Annotated in this window: 21 protein-coding genes; 5 read left to right on the top strand and 16 right to left on the bottom strand. The window is 69.1% G+C overall.

All coding sequences use genetic code 11. From position 1 onward, the window contains the following. Nucleotides 1-108: 108 nt before the first annotated feature. The 12 genes from B1790_RS17760 to B1790_RS17705 all read right to left on the bottom strand — a co-directional run bounded on the left by B1790_RS17760 (nucleotide 109) and on the right by B1790_RS17705 (nucleotide 14,817). The gene (locus B1790_RS17760) at nucleotides 109-1,068 is read right to left on the bottom strand and encodes a cell division protein FtsQ/DivIB (protein WP_079924593.1); all 960 of its coding nucleotides are present in this window, start codon (nucleotides 1,066-1,068) and stop codon (nucleotides 109-111) included. Then, the gene (gene murC, locus B1790_RS17755) at nucleotides 1,065-2,528 is read right to left on the bottom strand and encodes a UDP-N-acetylmuramate--L-alanine ligase (protein ID WP_079924592.1); all 1,464 of its coding nucleotides are present in this window, start codon (nucleotides 2,526-2,528) and stop codon (nucleotides 1,065-1,067) included. The genes B1790_RS17760 and murC overlap by 4 nt, the downstream gene beginning before the upstream one ends. Continuing rightward, nucleotides 2,525-3,640, bottom strand: a complete 1,116-nt coding sequence (gene murG, locus B1790_RS17750) for an undecaprenyldiphospho-muramoylpentapeptide beta-N-acetylglucosaminyltransferase (protein WP_233165183.1) — start codon at nucleotides 3,638-3,640, stop codon at nucleotides 2,525-2,527. The genes murC and murG overlap by 4 nt, the downstream gene beginning before the upstream one ends. A gap of 62 nt (nucleotides 3,641-3,702) precedes the next feature. Next, nucleotides 3,703-5,301, bottom strand: a complete 1,599-nt coding sequence (ftsW, locus tag B1790_RS17745; RefSeq protein WP_079924590.1) for a putative lipid II flippase FtsW — start codon at nucleotides 5,299-5,301, stop codon at nucleotides 3,703-3,705. 149 nt (nucleotides 5,302-5,450) lie between these two features. Beyond that, nucleotides 5,451-6,530: a phospho-N-acetylmuramoyl-pentapeptide-transferase gene (mraY, locus tag B1790_RS17740; protein ID WP_079924589.1), complete on the bottom strand. Its 1,080-nt coding sequence runs from the start codon at nucleotides 6,528-6,530 to the stop codon at nucleotides 5,451-5,453. Next, nucleotides 6,527-8,029, bottom strand: coding sequence for a UDP-N-acetylmuramoyl-tripeptide--D-alanyl-D-alanine ligase (gene murF / locus B1790_RS17735; RefSeq protein ID WP_079924588.1), 1,503 nt, complete (start codon nucleotides 8,027-8,029; stop codon nucleotides 6,527-6,529). The genes mraY and murF overlap by 4 nt, the downstream gene beginning before the upstream one ends. After that, nucleotides 8,026-9,546, bottom strand: a complete 1,521-nt coding sequence (locus tag B1790_RS17730; protein WP_079924656.1) for a UDP-N-acetylmuramoyl-L-alanyl-D-glutamate--2,6-diaminopimelate ligase — start codon at nucleotides 9,544-9,546, stop codon at nucleotides 8,026-8,028. Before B1790_RS17730 ends, murF begins: the two co-directional genes overlap by 4 nt. 33 nt (nucleotides 9,547-9,579) lie before the next feature. Next, nucleotides 9,580-11,451 carry a penicillin-binding protein 2 gene (locus B1790_RS17725; RefSeq protein ID WP_079924587.1) on the bottom strand — a complete coding sequence of 624 codons (1,872 nt, stop codon included), beginning with the start codon at nucleotides 11,449-11,451 and terminating at the stop codon, nucleotides 9,580-9,582. Further along, nucleotides 11,448-12,497: a hypothetical protein gene (locus B1790_RS17720; protein WP_233165173.1), complete on the bottom strand. Its 1,050-nt coding sequence runs from the start codon at nucleotides 12,495-12,497 to the stop codon at nucleotides 11,448-11,450. Before B1790_RS17720 ends, B1790_RS17725 begins: the two co-directional genes overlap by 4 nt. Nucleotides 12,498-12,517: 20 nt before the next feature. Then, nucleotides 12,518-13,495 carry a 16S rRNA (cytosine(1402)-N(4))-methyltransferase RsmH gene (gene rsmH / locus B1790_RS17715; protein ID WP_369832364.1) on the bottom strand — a complete coding sequence of 326 codons (978 nt, stop codon included), beginning with the start codon at nucleotides 13,493-13,495 and terminating at the stop codon, nucleotides 12,518-12,520. A 157-nt stretch (nucleotides 13,496-13,652) separates the two neighbouring features. Next, nucleotides 13,653-14,084: a division/cell wall cluster transcriptional repressor MraZ gene (mraZ, locus tag B1790_RS17710; RefSeq protein WP_079924584.1), complete on the bottom strand. Its 432-nt coding sequence runs from the start codon at nucleotides 14,082-14,084 to the stop codon at nucleotides 13,653-13,655. 331 nt (nucleotides 14,085-14,415) lie between these two features. Next, complete coding sequence (locus B1790_RS17705; protein ID WP_079924583.1) at nucleotides 14,416-14,817, bottom strand: DUF3040 domain-containing protein; 402 nt, start codon at nucleotides 14,815-14,817, stop codon at nucleotides 14,416-14,418. Between the two features lie 268 nt (nucleotides 14,818-15,085). Here B1790_RS17705 and B1790_RS17700 point away from each other — a divergent pair, with 268 nt between their 5' ends. From B1790_RS17700 to B1790_RS17685, 4 genes are all read left to right on the top strand, one after another. Beyond that, nucleotides 15,086-15,685: an N-acetyltransferase gene (locus B1790_RS17700; RefSeq protein WP_079924582.1), complete on the top strand. Its 600-nt coding sequence runs from the start codon at nucleotides 15,086-15,088 to the stop codon at nucleotides 15,683-15,685. 94 nt (nucleotides 15,686-15,779) lie between these two features. Continuing rightward, on the top strand, nucleotides 15,780-16,397 hold the full coding sequence (locus B1790_RS17695; RefSeq protein WP_198952036.1) for a DUF3153 domain-containing protein: 618 nt from the start codon (nucleotides 15,780-15,782) through the stop codon (nucleotides 16,395-16,397). Between the two features lie 85 nt (nucleotides 16,398-16,482). Further along, complete coding sequence (gene idsA2, locus B1790_RS17690) at nucleotides 16,483-17,550, top strand: bifunctional (2E,6E)-farnesyl/geranyl diphosphate synthase (RefSeq protein WP_233165172.1); 1,068 nt, start codon at nucleotides 16,483-16,485, stop codon at nucleotides 17,548-17,550. A 5-nt stretch (nucleotides 17,551-17,555) separates the two neighbouring features. Then, nucleotides 17,556-19,109 (top strand): alpha-(1->6)-mannopyranosyltransferase A, encoded by a 1,554-nt coding sequence (locus B1790_RS17685; RefSeq protein WP_079924579.1) that lies wholly within the window; start codon nucleotides 17,556-17,558, stop codon nucleotides 19,107-19,109. On the opposite strand, the gene B1790_RS17680 is transcribed toward B1790_RS17685, so the two are convergent. Then, complete coding sequence (locus B1790_RS17680) at nucleotides 19,106-19,510, bottom strand: Rv2175c family DNA-binding protein (protein ID WP_079924578.1); 405 nt, start codon at nucleotides 19,508-19,510, stop codon at nucleotides 19,106-19,108. The genes B1790_RS17685 and B1790_RS17680 overlap by 4 nt on opposite strands. 23 nt (nucleotides 19,511-19,533) lie before the next feature. Between B1790_RS17680 and B1790_RS17675 the strand changes: the two genes are divergently transcribed. After that, nucleotides 19,534-20,787: a protein kinase gene (locus tag B1790_RS17675; RefSeq protein ID WP_079924577.1), complete on the top strand. Its 1,254-nt coding sequence runs from the start codon at nucleotides 19,534-19,536 to the stop codon at nucleotides 20,785-20,787. On the opposite strand, the gene B1790_RS17670 is transcribed toward B1790_RS17675, so the two are convergent. The 3 genes from B1790_RS17670 to B1790_RS17660 all read right to left on the bottom strand — a co-directional run bounded on the left by B1790_RS17670 (nucleotide 20,784) and on the right by B1790_RS17660 (nucleotide 23,595). Continuing rightward, nucleotides 20,784-22,181, bottom strand: a complete 1,398-nt coding sequence (locus B1790_RS17670; protein WP_079924576.1) for a class II 3-deoxy-7-phosphoheptulonate synthase — start codon at nucleotides 22,179-22,181, stop codon at nucleotides 20,784-20,786. The genes B1790_RS17675 and B1790_RS17670 overlap by 4 nt on opposite strands. Before the next feature lie 62 nt (nucleotides 22,182-22,243). Next, on the bottom strand, nucleotides 22,244-22,780 hold the full coding sequence (locus B1790_RS17665) for a polyadenylate-specific 3'-exoribonuclease AS (protein ID WP_079924575.1): 537 nt from the start codon (nucleotides 22,778-22,780) through the stop codon (nucleotides 22,244-22,246). Then, nucleotides 22,780-23,595, bottom strand: coding sequence for a hypothetical protein (locus B1790_RS17660; RefSeq protein ID WP_079924655.1), 816 nt, complete (start codon nucleotides 23,593-23,595; stop codon nucleotides 22,780-22,782). The genes B1790_RS17665 and B1790_RS17660 overlap by 1 nt, the downstream gene beginning before the upstream one ends. Nucleotide 23,596 lies beyond the last annotated feature (1 nt).

Below are 23,596 nucleotides of genomic sequence, written 5' to 3'. Positions count from 1 at the left end.
GTTTCGCGCAAACAGAACGGTAGGGCGAGCACGCGACGTATCGCCGCAGGCGCGCCGTGACACGCCGGGAGATTTTCGACGCGTTCGCGCGAATCTCGTTGGGACGGCCTACTTGACCGTCGGCAAGTCCGGACTCGACACGTCGTAGGTGGTCCCAGGCTGTGTCAACAGCGCACCCAGCTTCAGCGCCTTCTCGTCGGTGCGATCCGTCGTCCCCCAGATCACCAGCCGACCGTCGAACAGGGTCAACGTGATCGACGCCACCGACGGCGCCGCAATCCGACTCACCTGTCCGGCCACCTCGGGGCGCAGGGCGGTGAGCACCTGAAGCGCCGCCAAGGTCGGCAGGTCACTCGGACCAGGCGTGTCGGCGTCGAGGTACGGGAGCCCGGGCGGTGGTGGCTCCGTGGCGAAGTCGACGCCGTCACGATCGAAGAGGTGCGAGCCGTCGGGATAGTCCTTGACCACCACCGGAACCCGCTCGACGATGGTGATCCTCAGGGTCGACGGATACTCCCGCTGAACCCTGGCACTCGCCACCCGGCGAATGGTCGCGACTCGATCGGCGACCGCGTCGGTGTTGATCTGCAACAACGGCGTGTCCGCCGGCACCGCGGCGGCCTGCTCGACCTCTTCCTGAGTGAGCGTCACCAGGCCCGTGATCGCCATGACGCGAGCCGACATGATGGGCGTGAAGTACAGCAGCAGACCGGCTCCCACGACCAGCACGCTGATCAGCGCCGACCACATCAACGCCTTGAGACCCCTGATCAGACCACGGGTCGGCGGAGTCGGCTCGTCGACGGCGCGACCCGTGACACGCCGTTTCGCCTCACGCCTTGCGAGCTCGATGGCCGTCGCCCGTTCCTGCGCCGCGCGCCGCTCCTCGCGTTCCCGCCTGGCCCGCCGTCGGGGGCCCTCGAAGTCGTCCGCGTCCTCGGGACCGTCGCCGGTGCGTGCGACGACGTCACCGGGAACGTCACCGGGAACGTCACCGGGAGCCTCTTCACCGGCTACGTCACCCGCGAATTCGTCGGCGACGTCCGGCTCGTCGGTCGGCCCGGTCACGACGACCGCGCCCCCGGCGCGTCACGTCCGGCCCGCGACTGCAGCGCGGCCAGGATCTCCCCACCGAGCAGGGTGACGTCGCCCGCACCCATCGTCACCACCGCGTCACCCGGTTGGGCCGAGCCCGCCACCAGAGCCGCGACTGCGGAGAAGTCGGGGACGTATCGCACCGGGACGCTGACGTGCTCGGCGACGCTGGCCCCGCTGACACCGGCGATGGGTTGCTCGCGGGCGGCGTAGACGTCGAGCACGAACACCTCGTCGGCCAGGCTCAGTGCCTGCCCGAACTCGCGGGCGAAGGTCTCGGTGCGCGTGTAGAGGTGCGGCTGGAACACCACGATCGAGCGGCCGTGTCCCGCGACGGCGCGCAGCGCCTCCAGCGTCGCGCGCACCTCGGTGGGGTGATGGGCGTAGTCGTCGAAGACCCGCACGCCCGCCGACGTGCCGACCGATTCGAATCGGCGCCGCACGCCTTCGAAGGCGGCAAGACCGTCGAGCACCGTCACCGCGTCGGCACCCGCCTCAACGGCCGCGAGCAGCGCCGCGAGCGCGTTGAGCGCCATGTGCCTGCCGGGAACCGCCAACCGCATCCCCCGCGGGTGCGATTCACCAGCCAGCTGAACGGTCGACACGCTGCCGGTGCCTTGCTGGTCCCACGTCACCAGAGTGCCCGCGAGGTCGCCGGTCGAGCCCCCCGCCGAGCCGTCGCCGCTGCCGTAGCGCAGGACGCGAACTCCGTTCGCCGCCGCGCGTTCCGCCAGGGCCGCCGAACCTTCGTCGTCGACGCAGACGACAAGCGCGCCACCGGGGCGCAGGCGCGCGACGAACTCGTCGAACACCGCGCCGTAGGCCTCGACGCTGCCGAAGAAGTCGAGGTGATCGGCCTCGATGTTGGTCACCACCGCGACGTCGGGGGTGTATTCGAGCAGTGAGCCGTCGCTTTCGTCCGCCTCGGCGACGAAGCACTCACCGCTGCCGTGGTGCGCGTTGGTTCCCGCCTCGCCGAGATCGCCGCCGACGGCGAAGGAGGGATCGAATCCGCTTCGTTGCAACGCCACGATGACCATCGACGTGGTGGTGGTCTTGCCGTGGGTGCCCGTCACCATCACCGTGGTGTAGCCGTCCATCAAACTGGCGAGCACCGCGGGTCGCAGGATGACGGGGATGCCGCGGCGCCGCGCCTCGACGAGTTCGGGATTGTCCTTCGGAATCGCCGCGTGGGTGCTGACCACGACGGTTGGTCCGCCGGGCAGCATGTCGAGCGACGACGCGTCGTGTCCGATCCTGACCTGGGCGCCACGGGCTCGTAGCGCAGCCACCCCGCGCGACTCCTTGGCGTCCGAGCCGGACACCAGACCGCCGCGGTCGAGCAGGATGCGCGCAATGCCGGACATTCCGGCTCCCCCGATGCCGACCATGTGCACCCGCTGCAGCGCAGGCGGCAACTCCCGCGGGCTCATCGCGCCCCCCGGTTTTCGACGGCCACCTCGAGCGCCACCTCGGCGACCCGGCGCGCGGCGTCGGGGTGACCGGCCAGGGTCGCCGCCGCCGTCATCTCCGTCAACCGCGGCGGATCCGCCAGCAGCACGCGGACCGTCTCGGTGATGAACTCGGGTGTCAGATCCGCGTCCGCGATCAGCAGGCCGCCGCCCGCGCCGACCACGGGCAACGCGTTGAGCCGCTGCTCGCCGTTTCCGATGGGCAGCGGGACGTACACGGCAGGCAGGCCCACCGCGGTCACCTCGGCGACCGTCATCGCGCCCGACCGGCAGATGACCAGGTCGGCGGCCGCATACGCGAGGTCCATCCTGCTGAGATAGGGCACCGCGACGTACGGACGGTCACCGACCGCCGGTACGCGCAGCTGCAGAACGTTCTTCGGGCCGTGCGCGTGCAGCACCGCGATGCCCGCCGCGGCGAGGTCGTCGGCGGCGCCGGAGACGGCCCGGTTGAGGGACTGCGCGCCCTGTGAGCCGCCGAAGACCAACAGCACCCGGTCGTCGTCGGAGAACCCGAAGTGTGCCCGCGCCTCTGCGCGCAGCGCCATCCGATCCAGGGAGGTGATGGACTCACGCACGGGGACGCCGACCACCTCGACGCGTCGACCGAGACCTGGATTGGGCACCGCAGCAAGGACGCGCCGCGCCGACCGTGCGCCGACTCGGTTGGCCCAGCCCGCGCGCGCGTTGGCCTCGTGGATGACGACGGGCACCACGCTCCGCCTCGATGCGCCACCGCGCGCGGCCAGGTAGGCGGGCAGTGCGACGTACCCCCCGAAGCCGATCACGACGTCGGCACGCACCTCGTCGAGGATTGCTCGCGTCTGGCGAACCGCGGAACGGACCCGCAGCGGGAGCCGGACCAGGTCGCCGGACGGTTTGCGGGGAAACGGGACGGGCGTGATGAGCTTGAGGTCGTAACCGCGCTCGGGCACCAGCCGCGTCTCAAGGCCGCGCGCCGTACCGAGCGCGGTGATCCGCACGGTCGGGTCGAGCGCGGCGAGGGCGTCGGCGACGGCCATGGCGGGCTCGATGTGTCCTGCGGTGCCTCCGCCGGCGAGGACCACGGACACGACTCCCCCGTCGCTACGATCCTGCCCGCCGGAGACCGCACCGCGAGGGAAACCAGGGTTGCTCACCCGTAACGCTGACCTTCCAGAGGGCGAGCCCGACGACTCGATTGACGCTGACGGTCTCCATGATGCCCTGCGCCCCTCGCCGTCCTGCCGGCCGGTTCCGCCGCGCCGCGCCTGCGATCCTCGGCAGGTTTGCGGACGGGCTTTGGCTTGCCCTTGGAACCCGCCTTCGACGTGGGCTTCTTCGGGCCGGCCTTGGCCGCGGCAGGTTTGGCGGACTTGGCCTTGGACTTGGGCGGCTTGGGCGGTTTCGGGGATCGCGGCGACTTGTCCGGCCGCGTCCGCAGCCGGTCCCGTGCCGTCTCGAGCCGGGACGGCACGTAGGGCTCGGGCAACGGCAGTCGCAGCAGCCGGTTGAACCGGTCCTCGCGGCCCGCCCGCAGCGCGGCGACCGCATCCGGTTCGTGTCGCGCCGCGTTGGTCATGATGCCCAACATGAACAGCGTCGTGGCCGTTGACGTTCCGCCAGCGGAGATCAACGGCAGCTGCAGGCCCGTCACCGGCAGCAGGCCGACGACGTAGCCGACGTTGATGAAGACCTGGCCGAGCACCCAGAGGGTGGTCGTGGCGGTCAGCAGTCGCAGGAACGGGTCCGCGGAGCGCCGCGCGATGCGCATTCCGGTGTAGGCGAACAGACCGAACAGGCCGAGTAGCCCCGCCGCACCGACGAACCCGAGCTCCTCTCCGATGATGGCGAAGATGAAGTCGTTGTGGGCGTTGGGCAGGTAGTTCCACTTGGCGGTGCCCTGCCCAAGCCCGTCGCCGAAGATGCCGCCGTTGGCCAGCGCGTAGCGGGCTTGGCGCGACTGGTAACCGGAGCCCTGCATGTCGTCACCGGGGTTCAGCCACGACTGCACCCGGTCGGATCGGTAGCCCGCCGACATGGCCAGAATGCCGGCGGCCACCACGACGGCCGCCATCGAGCTCAGAAAGATCCGCAGCGGCAGGCCGGCGAACCACAGCAGGCCCAACAGGATGATGCCAAGCGAGACGGTCTGGCCGAGGTCGGGTTGCAGCACGATGAGCAGCAATGCGATGAAGGCGCCAGGAATCAGGGGGAAGAGCATCTCGCGCACCGACGCGAGTTCCAGCCGGCGCGCGGCGAGCAGGTGCGCGCCCCAGATGGCGAAGGCGATCTTGGCCAGCTCCGACGGCTGCATCGAGAAGCCCGCGACGACGAACCAGCCGCGGGAGCCGTTGGATTCCTTACCAATGCCCGGGATCAACACCAGGATCAGCAGGATGATCGTGAAGATGAAGCCCGGGAACGCCACCTTGCGCATGAACGCGACCGGCGTGCGCAGGGCGATGTAGAAGGCGACGAGGCCGACGAAGGTCCAGAGAACCTGTTTGGCGAAGATCGCCCACGGGGAGCCGTCCTCGTCGTAGGAGTGCACCCCCGACGCGGACAGCACCATGATCAGCCCGAGCGTGACGAGCAGTGCCGCGACGGCGATGACGAGGTGGAACGACGTCAAGGGTCGGCTCAGCCAGGCCCCGAATCGGGTGCGCGGGGCGGTGTCGACCGTGCTGGTGACGGTGACGCCGTTGCCGGAGTGGGGTTTGCTGCGGCGCAATCTAGCGAAGATGTCGGTCACGGTGCCTACCGGGCCGCACTCGTCACATGAGTCACATTGTTCACAACTGGCTCATTTGTCACTAGCACCCCAGAATCCTCCCCCGTCACAGCCCGAGGTCGGTGGACATCCGACGCGTGTCGCGGAATGACCGCCCGGTGAAGCGCCGGCTACGCACCCACGGTGGCAAGCCACTCGCCGTAGAAGAGGGCCACCCCCAAGCCGCACGCAATGGCCGTGAGCAGCCAAAACCGGATGATGACCGTCGTCTCCGCCCACCCCACCAGCTCGAAGTGGTGATGGAACGGCGCCATCCGGAACACCCGTCGACCCGTCGTGCGGAACGCCAGGATCTGCACCACCACCGACGTGACCTCCGCCACGAATAACGCGCCGAGGACGATCGCCAACATCTCGGTGCGACTGGTCACCGACAGGCCCGCGATGATCCCGCCGAGGGCAAGCGACCCGGTGTCACCCATGAAGATCTTCGCGGGGGCGGCGTTCCACCAGAGGAAGCCGATGCAGGCACCCGCCGTCGCCGCGGCGACCAGCGCCAAATCCAGTGGGTCGCGGACGTTGTAGCACCCGAGGCCGGGGCTGAACGCACACGCGTTGCGGAACTGCCAGAACGTGATCAGGACGTAGGCCGCCGTCACCATCGCCATCGCACCGGCCGCGAGGCCGTCGAGGCCGTCGGTGAAGTTCACCGCGTTGGACCAGGCGCTGACCAGGATGACGCAGAACAACACGAACACCGCGGGCGCCAGCGTCACGGTCGCGATCTCGCGGACATAGGACAGCTCCGGGCTGCCGGGTGTCAGACCGTCGTCGTTGCGGAACTGCAGGACCAGGACGCCAAAGAGGACCGCGGCGGCCAGCTGGCCGACCGTCTTGGCCGTCTTGTTGAGCCCGAGATTGCGCGAACGCCGAATCTTGATGAGGTCGTCGACGAAGCCGACGGCACCCAGCGCCGTGGCCAACCCCAACACCAGCAGGCCAGAGGCGGACGGACCCTCGCCGTCGAACGCCAGGCCAACCAGGTGCGTCCCGAGGTAGCCGGCCCAGATGCCCGCCAGGATCGCGACGCCACCCATCGACGGCGTGCCGCGCTTCTTCTGATGACTCTGCGGGCCGTCCTCGCGGATCTCGTGGCCGAACCCGCGCCGAGTGAACACCTTGATCAGGACAGGCGTCAGCAAGATCGACACCGTCAACGCGATGCCGACCGCAATGAGAATCTGCCTCATCCGGTGGCCTGCTCGGCAACCAGCGCGTCGGCCAGCGCGGCAAGACCCGCCGACTTCGAGGCCTTCACCAACACCACGTCTCCCCCGCGTAACTCGTCGCGGAGCAGCGCCAAGGCCTCATCGGTGTCGGCGACCATGACGGACTCACTGCCCCATGACCCCTCCATCACCGCCCCGTGGTGCATGGCGCTCATTGATCTCCCGGTTCCGACGACGACCAGTCGAGACACATCTAAGCGCACTGCCAGTCGACCGATGCTGTCATGCTCGGCGATCGCGTCCTCACCGAGTTCGCCCATCTCGCCGAGAACCGCCCAACTCCGGCGTCGCCCACCCCCGCCGTCCGGCCCGCCGCGAGCCATCCAGGCCAAGGCCTTGAGGCCGGCGCGCATCGAATCGGGGTTGGCGTTGTAGGCGTCGTTGACGATCGTCACGCCGTCGGCGCGGGTGCCGACCTGCATCCGGTGCCGAGACACCGGCCCGGCCCCGCCGAGCGCGTCCCGCACCTGCTCGAGGGTCGCGCCGCACTCCAGGGCGACGGCGGCCGCGGACAGCGCGTTGGACACCTGGTGGTCACCGTGCACGGCGAGCGTCACCTCGGTCTGCCCGCCGGCGGCATGCAGGTTGAAGCGCGCCCTGGCGAGTTCGTCGAGCACGACGTCGTCGGCCCAGACGTCAGCGCCGGCGGACCGCCCCACGAAGACCACCCGTGCCGCCGTCTTGTCCGCCATCGCCGCCACGTTCGGGTCGTCGGCGTTCAGGATCACCACACCCGACGCCGGAACCGCTTGCGGCAGTTCGGCCTTCGTCGCGGCGATGGCTTCCCGCGAGCCGAACTCACCGAGGTGGGCGGTGCCGACGTTGAGCACCACGGCGATCGACGGCGGGGCGATCCGCGCCAGCGCGGCAATGTTGCCCTCGTGGCGGGCCGACATCTCCAGGATCAGGTAGTCGGTGTCGGTCGTGGCTCGCAGCACCGTCCACGGATGCCCGAGCTCGTTGTTGAACGACCCTGGCGGCGCGACGACCGTGCCGAGGGGTGCGAGCACGGCGGCCAGCAGATCCTTGGTGGACGTCTTGCCCGACGACCCGGTGACACCCACGACGACGAGCCCGCCGGCGACGAGCTCTGCGGCGACGGCGGCGGCCAGCTTGGCCAACGCCTCGAGCACCGCGGCGCCCGATCCGTCCGAGTCGTATTCGAGCACGCTGGCCCCGGAGTCGACCGGCTCCGAGGGCGGCCGCACGACGACCGCGGGCACTCCGACCGGACGGGCGGCCAGCACGCCGACCGCACCCGCCGCCACGGCACCCGCGGCGAAGTCGTGTCCGTCGGACCGCGCCCCCGGCAGCGCCAGGAACAGCCCGCCGGGGGTGACGGCGCGCGAATCGAACTCGACGCTTCCGGTGACGACGGTCGCCTCGGCCTCGGCGGCCGAGACGTCTGCCAACTCACCGCCGACGATGCGGGCGATCTGGGCCAGCGTCATCTCGATCACGGTTGCACCCCGAGGGCCTGCAGCGCGCGCGCCAGCTCGTCGCGGTCGTCGAACGGCCGGGTCAGCCCATGACTGGTCTGCCCCGCCTCGTGTCCCTTGCCCGCCACCAGCACGACGTCACCTTCCCTTGCCCACCCGACGGCGAAGTCGATGGCGGCCGACCGGTCACCGATCTCCTCGACCGCGGCCGGACCGCCTGCCGCTCCCGCGACGACGACCGCCCTGATCTCGGCGGGTTCCTCGTCACGGGGGTTGTCGTCGGTCACGACGACGAGGTCGGCCAGCTCGGCGGCCACCCGACCCATCGGCGCCCGCTTGCCGGGGTCGCGGTTGCCACCGGCGCCGACCACCACCGCGATGCGGCCGCGGGTCTGTCCGCGCAGCGTCTCGAGCACCGCGCGCAGCGCGCCGGGCTTGTGCGCGTAGTCGACGAGGGCGAGGAAGTTCTGACCGCAGTCGATCGGCTGTAGCCGACCGGGCACGGTCGCCGTCCGCAGTCCTGGCGCCGCCTGCTCCGGCGACACCCCCACCGCGTCGAGCAGTGCGGCGGCCAGCAGGGTGTTGGCGACGTTGAAGTGCCCGGGCAAGCCGATTCGCAGCCGGTGCTGCGCGCCCGCCGGATCGACGGCGACGAACTCCTGACCTCCGCCGTCGAGGGTGCGCACGTCCTCGGCCCGCCAGTCCGCCTCGTGACCCCCGACGCTGACCGTGACGGGTCGCTCGGCGCGGGCGGCGATGGCGCGGCCACCGTCGTCGTCGACGCAGACCACCGAAACGTCTGCGTGCGTTGAGGACTGGGGCTCGAACAGGCGCGCCTTGGCGTCGAGGTAGTCCTCCATCGTCGGATGGAAGTCCAGGTGGTCACGCGAGAGGTTGGTGAAACCGCCGACCGTGAAGTGGACGGCGTCGACGCGACCCAGCGTCAGGGCGTGGCTGGACACCTCCATCACCGCCGTGTCGATGCCGCGTTCCAGCATCACCGCGAACAGCGCCTGCAGGTCGGGGGCCTCCGGGGTGGTCAGCGCGCTCGGTTCGTCGCGTCCGTCGATGCGGATGCCGACCGAGCCGACCAGGCCGGTCACCCGTCCCGCGGCGCGCAGCCCGGCCTCCACCAGATAGGTGGTGGTGGTCTTGCCGGAGGTGCCGGTCACCCCGATGACGCGCATGTGTTCCGACGGCCTGCCGTAGACGGCTGCCGCCAGGTCCCCGAGCACCGACCTCGGCGCGGAATGGACCAGCAGCGGCACGGCCGTGGTTCCTGCCATTACCTCGACACCGGCCTCGTCGGTCAGCACCGCGACGGCGCCCTGCCGGACGGCGTCCTCGGCGAACTTCGCACCGTGGGACCTGGCGCCGGGCAACGCGGCGAACAGGTCGCCGGGCTGGACGTCCTGGCTGCGCAGCGTGACCCCGGTGACCCGCGGCGATTCGGCGGCGGCGCCCCGAAGCTCTGCGTGCACACGCTGGGCCAATGCGGCGAGGTCGTCACCGACGGGACTCGAGGGACGCAAGTTCATGGCCATGACACCTTAGCGGCCAAATTCCTGGGCTCAGCCCTGCAGGACCAGTGGCGGACCGGGATCGGGCGACAGCGGCACGTTCTCCCGCTGCAGCAGCCACGCCGACAGGTTGTGGATCAGCGGCGCCGCCGTCGTGCCCGGCGAGCCGTCTGCGGTGCGGTGCGGGTTGTCCATCATCACGCCGACGACGTAGCGCGGGTCGTCGGCGGGCACCATCGCCGCGAAGGTGATCCAGTAGACGTCGTCGTAGTAGCAGCCGCACGCCGGGTTGATCTGCTGCGCCGTGCCCGTCTTGCCCGCGATCTGGTAGCCCTCCACCGCGGCGCCGGACCCCGTGCCCTGCTGAACACCGGTGGGATCCTTCTGGATGGTGGCGCGCAACAGGTTTCGCACGGCCTGAGCCGTTCCCGGGTTCACCACGCGGATGCCTTCCGGCCGCGGCTCCTCGGTGCGGGTGCCGTCAGCGGCGATGGTGGCCTTGATGATGCGCGGCGGAATGCGGACGCCGTCGTTGGCGATGGTCTGGTACATCCCCGTCATCTGCAGCAGTGACATCGAAAGACCCTGTCCGATGGGCAGGTTGGCGAACGAGCTGCCCGACCACTGGTCGATGGGCGGAACCAGGCCCGCGGTCTCGCCCGGCAGGCCGACGCCGGTCCGCTGGCCGAGGCCGAACTTGTCGAGCATCTCGGCGTAGCGTTCGGGGCCGATCCGCTGGGCCAACATCAGGGTTCCCACGTTGGAGGACTTCCCGAAGATGCCGGTGGTGGTGTACGGCATCACGCCGTGGGCCCACGCGTCGCGCACGGTGACGCCGCCCATGTTGATCGACCCCGGCACCTGGAGCACCTCGTCGGGGTTGGTGAGGTCGTTCTCGATCGCCGTCGACGCGGTGATGATCTTGTTGACCGAGCCCGGCTCGAACGGCGAGGACACCGAAGGGTTGCCGAGTTGACGGTCTTCCTGACGGCCGATGTCCTGGCTGGGGTCGAAGGTGTCGTTGTTCGCCATCGCGAGGACCTCGCCGGTCTTGGCGTCCAGCACGACGGCCGACACCGACTTGGCGCCGGACAGGTTCTTCGCCTGTTGCACTTGCTGTTGGGTATAGAACTGAATGTCGTCGTCGAGGGTGAGCTGCACCGTCGAGCCGTTGACGGCGTCGTGACGGTTGCGGTAGCTGCCGGGGATCACCACGCCGTCGGAGCCGCGGTCGTAGGTGACCGATCCGTCGGTGCCAGCCAGCTTGGAGTCCAGTGAGTCTTCGAGGCCGAGCAGTCCGTGACCGTCCCAGTCGATGCCGCCGACGATGTTCGCCGCCAACGATCCGCCCGGGTACTGGCGGATGTCCTGACGTTCGGCGCCCACCTCCGGGTACTTGCTGATGATGGCGTCGGCAATTGCCGGGTCGACGGCGCGGGCCAGGTAGACGAAGCTGTCCTTGCCGGACAGCTTCTTGTAGAGCGTGTCGGCGTCGGGCTTGTTGTTGAGCAGACCCGACACGCCCTTGGCGATCTCGCGGAGGCGCTTGACCGGATCGGGTGCGTCGGGCTTCTTGCCCTGGGCCTCGACCAGTTGCTTCTGAATCTTGGTGGGCTGGAACGTCAGTGCGCGGGCTTCGGTCGTGAAGGCCAGCTTGTCGTCGTTGCGGTCGACGATGCTCCCGCGAACGGCCTCTTCGACGTCGGTGACCTTGAGCTGACTGGCCGCCTCGGCGCGGAGGCCCTCGGCGCGTGGCACCTGAAGCATGAAGAGCTGGCCTGCGGCCAGGAGCAGGACGACGACCATGACGCCGTTGCCGATCCGATGACGGAACGCAAAGGAGGCGCTGCGCAATCCGTCGTCGGCGACGGGCTTGCGGGTGCGGCGCTCGTTGGCGGGATGTGGCGAACCGGGCCTGCTCATGTGGGGGCTCCTGGGACGAGCACTGGAGCGGCAGGCGCGGCGGGATCAACCTGCGCCGGTCCCGGCAGGGTGGGCGCCGGTCCGGGCAGCGCGGGCCCCTGCGGCGAGTCGAGGTGCAGCGTGGCGGCGTCGGGCGGCAGGGGTACCGCGCCCGGTGTCAGCGGCGGAGTCGGGACGGCCGCGAGCGGAGCCTGTCCCGGTACGACGGGGACGACCGGAGCTCCCGGAGCCGCACCGGTCACGGGCACCTCGGGGTTGGGCAGCGCTTGGTTGGGCAGCGCTTGGTTGGGCACGGCCGTCCCGGCGGGCGGCAGGTGCACGGCCACCTCACGCGGGTCGACGACGCGCGGCGCAGGCCGGGCGGGCGCCGCGGGCGGTGCGGGCGGCGTCGGATCGGGCAGCGGGCTGTTCAGCGGCGGCGGTTGCACGCCCTCGGCCGGCTTGGGCGTGCCGACGACCATCCAGTTGCCGGACGCGTCCTGCACCAGGTGTGCGGTGTCGCGGGAGGGAATCATGCCGAGGTTGCGCGCCGCCTCGGCCAGCGCGGGCGCGGCTTGGGCTTCCAGGACGTCGCGCTCGAGGCCGTCCTTCTGCTGCATCAGCGCCTGGTTGACCTGGCGCGCACGGCCCAGCTCGTAGGACCGCTCGGCGGCGTCGGTCGACAGCCACAGCGTGACGCCGAGGCCGACACCGAGTGCTCCGATCACCAGCACCACGAACGGCACCCTGGTGACGAACCTGCGGGGGTCGAGGTCGACCGATGACAGCCTGACCAGCAGTCGTTCCCGGAGTGGTGGGCGGACTACCTTGGGCGCCTTGGCCTTTCGGGCCTTGGCCCGCGCCTTGGCCTGGGCCGCGTTCTTGGGCCGTACCGGTCCGTCCGCGGGCCGTGGCATCGGGCCGGTGTGGGGCCGCGAGTGTTCGGGGCGCTGCTCGCGGGTCGTCCGGCGGCCACGCGGCGGCGCGTCGACCGGGCGCCGCTGCGCTGCAGCCTCGCGCGACGGGCGTGGTGCGCGCTTCTTCTTGCGTTCGTCAGAGCCACGCATCGCTTCTCGTCGCTTGGCCATCACGAACCTTCCCTTCTGACGATCTTTTCCGAGGTCCGCTTCTCGAGGGCTCGCAGCCGAACGGATGCACTGCGCGGATTGAGGGCGATCTCGTCGTCCCCCGCCTTTTCCGCGCCCCGCGTGAGCGGGACGAAGTAGGGCTCGTGGCCAGGGAGTTCCATCGGCAGGCCGGCCGGGGTTCGCGAGGCGGTCGCAGCGGCGAACTCGCCCTTGACGATTTTGTCCTCGAGCGACTGGTAGGCCATCACCACGATCCGTCCGTGTTGGCGCAGCGCGGCGAGAGCCGACGGGATGGCGGACCGCAGCGAGTCCAGCTCACCGTTGACCGCGGTACGCAACGCCTGGAACGTGCGCTTGCCGGGGTGTCCCCCGGTGCGGCGGGCGGGAATGGGGATCACGTCGTAGAGCACCTCGACCAGTTCGGCGGTGGTCTCGAACGGCTTGTGGCTGCGGCGCCGGACGATTTCGCCTGCGATGCGGCTGGCGAAGCGCTCCTCGCCGAACTCCTGAAGGATCCTCGTCAGAGCCCTCTTGTCGTAGGTGTTGAGGATCTCGGCTGCCGTGAGTGGCGCGTCCTGATCCATGCGCATGTCCAGCGGAGCGTCGTGCGAGTAGGAGAAGCCGCGCTCGGCGCGGTCGAGTTGCATCGACGAGACGCCGAGATCGAAGAGGACCCCGTCCACGACGGTGTCGTCGGCCCAGAACCCGTCGTACCGGGTTTGCACGTAGTCGACGCGGTTTCCGAAGGGAGCCAACCGCTCTGCCGCGATCGCCAGGGCAGTGCGGTCGCGGTCCAGGCCGACGAGACGAAGACCGGGCAGCTCGGTGAGGAAGCGTTCGGCGTGGCCGCCGGCTCCGAGGGTCGCGTCGACGAGGACGGCGCCCGCTCCGTCGGAGCTGAGCCGGGTCAGGGCGGGCTTGAGAAGTTCGACGCAGCGGTCGAGGAGGACCGGGTCGTGCGGGTGACGGTCGGACATAACAGCAGCACCCTTGCAAGAAGTGGCGGGGACATGTGTGCCTGCCCTTGCAGGGAGGTCCCTGCCCGAGAGTGCGGACCTGGCGTTGGGGAAGTACGTCAGGGCCGGTTCGGGCAGAGGCCACCTTGCAAGGGCTTGGCCGGTGTCAACGGTCGTTCTAGATGATGTCGCGCAGGGTGTCATCGCTGGCCGCGGAGAAGTTCTCTTCGTGGGTCTGCTGGTATTCCTGCCACGCTCGGGCGTCCCAGATTTCCAGGTACTCGATCGAGCCGATCACCACGCACTCCTTGGAGAGGTCTGCGTATTGACGGTGGTCGGCCGACAGGGTGATCCGGCCTTGTGCGTCTGGGTGCTGTTCGTCGGTCGCCGCGGCAAGGTACCGCAGGTAGGCGCGGGCGTCCGGATTGCTCCGCGATGCCTGCGATGCCCGCTGTGCGAGCTTCTCGAATTCCGCTCTTGGGTAGACGGCGAGGCTGTGATCTTGGCTCTTGGTGACCATCAACCCCCCTGCCAGTGCTTCGCGGAACTTGGCGGGCAGCGTGAGCCGCCCCTTGTCGTCGAGCTTGGGCGTGTAGGTGCCGAGAAACATCCCGTCACCTCCGCCTGCTGCCGAACTGGCGGAGCCCTAGCCGCTCCGTTGTCCGCCACATTACCCCACGATCCCCCACTTTGCTCCATTCATCGGCAAAAAATGGGCACGAGCCCCCACCGCACACCACAAACGGACCATTTTCGGGCATGGAATGGCCGACGAAACCGGCCTAAGACACGAAAAGGCCAGCTAGAGCTACCTGGTGAAGGGGGTGGGGCGTGGTGGGGGGAAAGGGCTGACCACCCACCACCGGGCCTCCGCCGCGGCGTGTCGAACGCAAAGAAAAAGGGCAGCTCCATGCGGAGCTGCCCTCAGGTGACGCAGAAGGTCACTCCTCGAAGCGGCGGCGGAACCTTTCCTCCATGCGGCTGGAGAACGAGTTGCCGCCCTTTGTCCTCTTCTGCTGGTTCGAATTGGGCTCCGGTGCGGCGCCGTCACGGCCACCCGCGACACGCGGACCGGTGATGGCGTACACCACCCCGCCGAACATCAGGATGAAGCCGATGACGCTGAGAACGGGGAACCCGCTGATCTGAGTGGCCCGGAACGCGACGCCGCAGATGAGCAACGCCAGACCGACGATGAAGACGACGGCACCCTGCAGGCGACGACGCGCCGACGGTGCCCGGAGATTCCCGCCGCGCACACTCGACGCGAACTTGGGGTCCTCGGCATAAAGAGCGCTCTCGATCTGGTCGAGCATGCGCTGCTCATGATCGGAGAGTGGCATCCGCGCCTCCCATGTTGCGTCCCTGCTGCGACCGCGAATTTACGGTCGTGCGTTCAAAATACGTACGCCCGCGAATTGCGGGGCACCCTGGCCTTCATGATACGAGCAGAATCCGGCGCGTACCACCTACTTCCCCGAGTCACTTCGCGGTAGCCCCCGAACCGACGTCAGGCTTCGATCATAGTTCGTGCCCCGCCGGTGGCGGGATCCCGCGTCGCTGACCGGATAATGACGTCGAATCGGCAACAGCGCGAAGGGCATTTAGAGGTTGGCCACGTTCCTGATCGACTTGTCACCTGGCGACATGCAACGGCGTCTCGGGGACGCCCTCGGCATCTACGTCGACGCCATGCGCTATCCCCGCGGCACCGAAGATCAGCGTGCCTCGATGTGGGTCGAGCACACCCACAGAAGGGGCTGGACGGCCGTCGCGGCCGTCGAGGTCCCCGACCGCTCCCCTTCCGACCCCGACGGGCCGCCGCTGACGTCGGCTCCGATGCTCGGCGTGGCATACGGATACTGCGGCGCACCCGACCAGTGGTGGCAACAGCAAGTCGTCCAGGGCCTGGAGCGTGGCGGCGCAGACAGGGCGCAGATCGCCGAGCTGACGACCGACTACTTCGAGCTCACCGAGGTTCACGTGCACCCGCGGGCGCAGGGGCGGGGGCTCGGCGAGGCCCTGGTCCGACGGCTTCTGCTGGGGCGCTCCGAGCCGCAGGTGTTGCTGTCCACCCCCGAGGTCGACGAGGAGGCCAACCGCGCATGGCGGTTGTACCGGCGCCTCGGCTTCACCGACGTGATCAGGGGCTACCACTTCGCCGGAGATCCGCGGCCGTTCGCCATCCTTGGCAGAAATCTGCCGCTCTAGTACGTCGAGTACGGCACCGGTCTGGCACCATGTCGGGGTGCCAACCCGCCGCAAACGCCTGCTCGCCTTGCTTTTGCTGGTCCTGATCGCGCCCATGATCGCGGGTTGCGTGCGGGTGCGGGCGTCGATCACCGTGTCCCCCGACGACCGGGTGTCGGGTCAGATCATCGCCGCGGCCAAGCCCAAGGACGGCGACGACAAGGGTCCGCAGCTGCTCAACAGCCTGCCCTTCGCCAACAAGGTGTCGGTCTCGCCGTACGAGCGCGACGACTACGTCGGCTCCCAGGCCGTCTTCTCCGACCTGACGTTCGCCGAACTGCCGCAGCTCGCCAACATGAACGCCGACGCCGCCGGGGTCGACATCTCGCTGCGGCGAGCCGGTGACCTGGTGATCCTCGAGGGCAGGGCGGACCTGACCTCGCTCAACGACCCCGACGCCGACGTGTCGTTGAACGTCGCGTTCCCCGGCGACGTCACCTCGACCAACGGCGAACAGGTGTCCTCCGACGTGGTCCAGTGGACGCTCAAGCCGGGCGTCGTCAGCACGATGAACGCCCAAGCCCGCTACACCGACCCCAGCGCACGCTCGTTCGCGGGCGCGGCGATCTGGGTGGGCGTCGCCGCCTTCCTGGTGGCCCTCGTCGTGGGCGGCGTCGCCTGGAAGAGCCGTGACCGCAGCCCAGTGATGGCCAACCCGCACGACTCGCGCTGATGAATCCCACTAGTCTGAGGGTTCTTCGTAGTGAAAGGGGCGGGCGCTGAGCGTCAATGCTGCCGCGACACCGTCGGCCACGGAATTGGCAGGCGCCGTCACCGAGCGACTGCGCAAATACCTGACCACCCGCCGCGCCGGCGCCGCCTACATCGGTGCCGACTACGCGGAGATGACGGCCGCCCTCGAGGAGTTCGTCCTCCGCGGCGGCAAGCGGCTACGTCCCGCGTTCGCCTACTGGGGCTGGCGCGCGGTCGCACCGGCTGATCACCCCGCCACCCTGGACGCGGACTCCGACGCGCTGCTGCTCTTCTCCGCACTCGAGTTGCTGCACGCCTGTGCACTGGTGCACGACGACGTGATCGACGCCTCGGCGACCCGGCGCGGGCTTCCCACCGTCCACCGACACTTCACCGACCTTCATCGCGAGCGCAACTGGCACGGCTCCTCCGAACAGTTCGGGTTGTCGACCGCCATCCTGCTCGGCGATCTGTCGCTGGTCTGGGCCGACGACATCGTCACCTCCGCCGACCTGCCGGTCGACGCCCACCGCCGCGTCCAGCAGGTGTGGGCCGACATCCGGACCGAGGTGCTCGGCGGGCAATTCCTCGACATCGTCGCCGAGGCGAGCGGTGCCGAGACCGTCGAATCCGCGATGAACGTCAACACCTACAAGACCGCCTCGTACACGGTGACGCGACCGTTGCAGCTCGGCGCGGCCGCGGCGGCCGACCGGCCAGAGGTGCAGGCCACCTTCCATCAGGTGGGGACCAATCTCGGGGTGGCGTTCCAGCTGCGCGACGACGTCCTCGGCGTGTTCGGCGACCCCGCGGTCACCGGCAAGCCGTCCGGTGACGACCTTCGGTCGGGCAAGCGCACCGTGCTGCTCGCCGAGGCCGTCGAACGTGCCGACGGCTCGGATCCGTTGGCAGCCAAGATGTTGCGCACCTCGATCGGCACCGAGCTGTCGGAGGCCGACGTCCGGGAGCTTTGCCACGTCATCGAGTCCGTTGGTGCGCTCGCCGCGGTCGAGGCGCGCATCGAGCTGCTCACCGGGCAGGCCCTAGCCCTCCTCGACGCGGCGGACATCGACGCCGCCGCGAAGGTCGGTCTGGCCGAGCTCGCCAGATTGGCGTCGAACCGGTCCGCCTGAGGCGCATGACGACTCCGACCGCCGCGCACCAACCGAAATCCCGTTTCGGGAGCCACGTCTCGCGCCTGACCGCCTTCGCCGCGTCCCGGGAGGGCCGACCGGCCCGTCTCGGCTGCCTCGGCGCGGTGCTGATCACCCTCGGGGGCCTCGGCGCCGGCAGCACTCGGTTGCACGATCCGGTGCTCGAGTCGATTTCCCTGTCCTGGTTGCGATTCGGACACGGTCTGGTGTTCTCGTCGCTGCTGTTGTGGGGTGGCGTCGCGGCGATGCTGATCGCCTGGCTGCTGTTGGGCAGACGGGTCGTCGACCGCACCGCGACCACGTACACGATGCTGGCGACGACCGGGTTCTGGTTGACGCCACTGCTGTTGAGCGCGCCTGTGTTCAGCCGCGACACGTATTCGTATCTGGCGCAGGGGGCCTTGCTGCGCGACGGGTTCGATCCCTACGTCGTCGGCCCGATCGAAAATCCCAACTCGTTGCTCGACGACGTGAGTCCGATCTGGACGACGACGACCGCCCCGTACGGTCCGGTGTTCATCCTGGTGGCCAAGTTCGTCACGATGGTCGTCGGCGACCACGTCATCGAGGGCACCATGCTGCTGCGGCTCTGCATGCTGCCCGGGCTGGTGATGCTGATCTGGGCCGCGCCGCGGATCGCGCGCCACGTCGGGGCCAACGGGCCTGCCGCCCTGTGGATCTGCGTGCTCAACCCGTTGGTGATCATCCATCTGATGGGCGGCGTCCACAACGAGATGCTGATGGTCGGCCTCATGATGGCGGCCATCGCGCTGACCTTGCAAAACAGACCGGTGTGGGGCGTCAGCCTGATCGCGATCGCGGTCGCGGTGAAGGCGACGGCGGGAATCGCCCTGCCGTTCATGGTGTGGATGTGGATGCACCGGCTCAGGGAGAAACGCGGGCTCGGGCCTGCGCGCGCCTTCGGCTTGGCCACCGGCGCGTCGGCGCTCATCTTCGTCGTGGTGTTCGCCGTGGTGTCGTGGCTGGCGGGGGTCGGGCTGGGTTGGCTGACCGCGCTCGCGGGCTCGGTGAAGATCATCAACTGGCTCACGGTGCCGACCGCGGTGGCCAATCTGGTCAACGCGATCGGCGGACTGTTCCTGCCGGTGAACTTCTATGCCGTCCTCGAGGTGACGCGCATCGCCGGGGTCGCGATCATCGCCATCTCACTTCCGTTGCTGTGGTGGCGTTTCCGCCACGACGACCGTGAAGCCTTGACGGGAATCGCGCTGGCGATGCTCGTCGTGGTGTTGTTCGTCCCCGCGGCGCTTCCCTGGTACTACACGTGGCCGCTGGCCGTGCTGTCGGCGCTGGCCCAGAGCAGGCAGTCGATCGCGGCCATCGCAGGGTTCTCGACGTGGATCATGGTGATCTTCAAGCCCGACGGCTCGCATGGCATGTACTCGTGGTTGCACGTCGCGCTCGCCACCGCGTGTGCGGCGGTGGCGTGGTACTCGCTGGCGAAGTCTCCCGAGAGCGCGGAGGCCGAGAAGGCCCCCGCCGCCCAGTCGAACGGCCCTCAGGACACCGGCTCCTAGTACGCCATCGCCTGGGCGCGGCGCACCACCTCGCGGGCCTGATGCGAATGCAGCGCGTCGACTGGCCGGGCGTTCTCCACGACCTCTCCGGTGCCGTCACGGCTGAGGGTCAGCGACGGGTCCGGGGTGAAGAGCCACCGGACGATGTCGTTTTCGCTGTAGCCGCCGTCGTGCAGCACGACCAGGAGGCCCGACAGACTCTTCACGACGTGACCCTTGTCGTCGAAGAAGATCTTGGGCACCACCAGGACGCCGTTGCGGCGCACGCCGATGAGGTGCTTCTGGCGCAGGTGCTGGTGCACCTTGGTCACCGGGATGCCGAGGATGGACGCCACGGCGGGCAGGTCGTAGACGGCTTCGTCGGGGTCCAGAACGTCGTCGGCAGCCGGAATGTTGCTCACCGGTCCGAGTCTAAGATGCGTGCGTGGATACCAGCCAACGATCGGACCCGCTCGTCGGCCTCGTGTTGGATGCGCGGTACCGCGTCGACGCCCTGATCGCCACCGGTGGGATGTCCGCGGTGTACCGCGGACTGGATCTCCGGCTGGACCGTCCGGTGGCGCTGAAGGTGATGGATTCACGCTATGCGGGAGATTCTCAGTTCCTGGTGCGGTTCCAGCGGGAGGCCCGCGCCGTCGCCCGGCTGAAGGATCCCGGGCTGGTCGCGGTGTACGACCAGGGTCTCGGAGATCATGGTGCCGGGCTTCCATACCTGGTCATGGAGTTGATCGAGGGTGGCACGCTGCGTGAGCTGCTGCGCGAACGCGGCCCGATGCCGCCGCACGCCGTCGCTGCGGTGCTGACCCCGATCCTCGGGGGTCTGGCGGCGGCGCACCGGGCGGGGCTGGTGCACCGCGACATCAAGCCCGAGAACGTGCTGATCTCCGACGACGGCGAGGTGAAGATCGCGGACTTCGGTTTGGTCCGCGCCGTCGCCGAGGCGAAGATCACCTCGACCAGTGTGATCCTCGGCACCGCCGCCTATTTGTCTCCCGAACAGGTCGGAACCGGCGACGCGACGCCGGAGAGCGACGTCTACGGCGTCGGCATCCTCGCCTACGAATTGCTTACCGGGAGCACCCCGTTCACCGGTGACAGCGTGCTCGCAGTGGCGTATCAGCGGATGGACAACGACGTGCCGCCGCCCAGTGTGGCGATCGCGGGGGTGCCGCCGCAGTTCGACGAGTTGGTGCGCCGGGCGACGAGGCGCACGCCAGGGGACCGCTATACCGACGCGACGGCGATGGGCGCCGACCTCGACGCGATCGTCACCGAACTCGGCCTGCCGTCGTTTCGGGTGCCTGCGCCGGCCAACTCCGCTCAGCACGTTGCGTCGGCCCAGTTCCAGAGCCGGCTGGACGACCGCGACGACCACACCACCGAGGCCACCGCGGCCCCGGCACCTCCGACGCCGATTCTGCCCACCAGGGACGTGGCTCCCCCACCGGCGCCGCGTCAACACACCCGGGAGATGACGCGTGGTCCCGACGATTGGGAGCGCCCTGAAAGCCGTTACACCCCAGGGAAATTCGCGGGCATCGACATCGACGAGCTGGAGTGGGCCAGGCAACGCGGCCGACGGGTCACGCTGTTCTGGTCGGTCGGCATCCTGACGCTCACCGCACTGATCGCCGCCGGAGCGTGGACGCTCGGCAGCAACCTGCAGGGGCTGTTCTAGCCCCGCAACATCTCGGCGACCAGGAACGCCAGCTCCAGGGACTGCTGCGTGTTGAGCCGCGGGTCGCACGCCGTCTCGTAACGCCCGGCCAGGTCGGAGTCCGAGATGTCCTGCGCGCCACCGAGGCATTCGGTGACGTTCTCACCGGTGATCTCGACGTGGATGCCGCCGGGGTGGGTGCCCAGCGAGCGATGCACCTCGAAGAAGCCCTGGACCTCGTCGACGATGCGGTCGAAGTGCCGCGTCTTGTAACCGGTCGACGATTCGTGGGTGTTGCCGTGCATCGGGTCGCACTGCCAGATCACCTGGCGGCCGGTGGCCTGCACCTTCTCGATGATCGGCGGCAACAGGTCGCGCACCTTGCCGTTGCCCATCCTGCTGACCAGCGTCAGGCGGCCCGCCTGATTGTGCGGATCGAGACGCTCGACGTATTCGACGGCCAACTCCGGCGGCGTCGTCGGCCCGATCTTGACGCCGATCGGGTTGGAGATGGTCTCCACGAAACCGATGTGCGCACCGTCGAGCTGGCGGGTGCGGTCACCGATCCACACATAGTGCGCCGACAGGTCGTAGAGCCGCGGCTCGGGGGCCTCGACGGGAAACTCGTTGGACAGCCGCAACATCGCGCGCTCGTAGTCGAGCACCAGCGCCTCGTGGCTGGCGTAGATCTCGGCGGTCTGCAGGTTGATGTCGTTGACGCCGCACGCGCTCATGAACCGCAGCGCGCGGTCGATCTCGGCGGCCAGCGCCTCGTACCGCGCACCCGCAGGCGAGGTGCGGACGAACTCGCGGTTCCAGTCGTGCACCGATTCCAGCGAGGCCAGCCCCGACGACGTCATGGCCCGCACCAGGTTCATCGCGGCGCTGGCGTTGGCGTAGGCGCGCACCAGTCGCGAGGCGTCGTGATCGCGCACCGAGGCGTCGGGGGCGAACCCGTTGACCATGTCACCGCGGTAGGACTTGAGGCCAAGCGCGTCGACGTCGGACGACCGCGGCTTGGCGTACTGACCCGCGATGCGCGCGACCTTGACCACCGGCATGCTGGCGCCGTAAGTCAGCACGACGGCCATCTGCAGCAGCGTGCGGATGTTGGCCCGGATGTGCGGTTCGGTGTTGTCGACGAACGTCTCGGCGCAGTCGCCGCCCTGAAGCAGGAACGCCTCTCCGCGCGCGACGTCGGCGAGGTGACCCTTGAGCCGCTCGATCTCCGACGGGACCGTCACCGGCGGCACGCTCTCCAGGACCGTACGCATCGCCTTGGCCTGGTCCGCGGGCCAGCTCGGCTGCTGGGCAGCTGGCTTGGCGAGGGCGGCGTCGAGCCGCTCGCGGAGGTCACTCGACAGCGGCGGGAGCTCCGGCAGCTGGTCGATTGGCACGTCAACGGTCCAGTTCACCCGTCCATGGTAACTGCGCGCGGACCGTCGGCTTGCATCCCGGTCCGTCCCATCACCGCAGTTCAGGCGCGTGCGGCCCAGGACCCGTCATCGTCGTCGTCGGGGTCCTCGTCATGTCTGTGGAGATCCGTCACCAGGCGGAACCTCGTCAGGTTGTGCCTGGCGTCGACCAGCGCGTCGTGGGTGTCCCTTGGCCGCGGCGGCATCCGCGGTGACCCGCGGTCCTCCCAGAACTGCCGCAGCTCCCTGGTGAACCGCGGGATCGCGGGCGGCAGATCGGTCATCGGTCCCCACAGCTGGCAGAGCACGACGTGGTCGTAGGCGGCCACCCAGGCCCAGAGTTCAATGGTCTCGTCGCCGTCGACGTCGAAGAAGTCCTCGAGGTCCGAGCGGATCTGACGACGGGACTTCCACAGCTTCGACGACGGTGACGGCAGCTTCGGCAGCACGTGCTTGCGCACCCAGGCGCCGGCCCGCTCCGGGTTGAATTCGGTTGAAATAGCGTAATATTCGCGGCCATCCTCGGCGGCCACGCCGATCGATATCAGGTCGATGGTGCGGCCGTCGTCGATGAACTCGGTGTCGTAGAAGTAGCGCATCAGGAGGCGTCCGTCCCCGCCGGGGCCGGAGCCGGATGGATCTCCCGGTCGAGCTGGGCGTCGACCTCGACGTCGTCGGGGAAGTGCGGCTCGCCCGCGATGACGTGTTGCAGCCAGAGTTTGGCCGACACGACGGGGCGGCGCAGCCGACGCTCCCGCTCCAGCGAGCGGTGCATGCGGCGGGGCCTGCGCCCGTAGCGCCACCGCGCCCACGGCGCATGCGGGCGCGAGACCCGAATCGCGCCGACGATCAGCAGCGGCGTGATGAACATGCCCACCAGACCGGTCCACACCTTCCCCTTGAGCAACACCATCACGGCCAGCGCCAGGGTGATCAGGGCTATTCCGATGACGGCGCCGCGAGCCAGCAGCGTTTGGTCCTGGCGCCAGATGTCGATGTCGAAGAACGACAGGGGGTTGAAGCCGAGGATGAGCAGGCCGGCTACCGCGACCGCGGCGAACACCGCGTCCACCGAGGTGCGACCGTCCTCGGACCAGTACACGTCCTGCAGGTGCAAGATGAGCGCGAACTCGTCGAGCACCAGGGCCGCGCCCATCCCGAACATGATGGCGGCGACGGTGAACTCCGGCACGCCGCCGTCGACGGCGAGCGTCACCATCGTCACCCCGGACACCATGACCAGGATCACACCGATGACGACGTGATGGATGTGGGTCGTCCCGTGACCCATGTTCCGCGGTTGCCACCACTTGGGCGGGGTGCCGTCGGCGTTGTTGTTCTCGCTGTGCCGGATGTAACGGACGATCGTGCGCGTCACCAGGAACGTCAGCAGAAACGCGATCAGGCACCACATC

The organism is Mycobacterium sp. AT1 (assembly GCF_002043095.1).
Classification (GTDB): domain Bacteria; phylum Actinomycetota; class Actinomycetes; order Mycobacteriales; family Mycobacteriaceae; genus Mycobacterium.
Note: the sequence above shows the minus strand (reverse complement) of the source record. Positions and strands in the feature narration are given on the sequence as shown.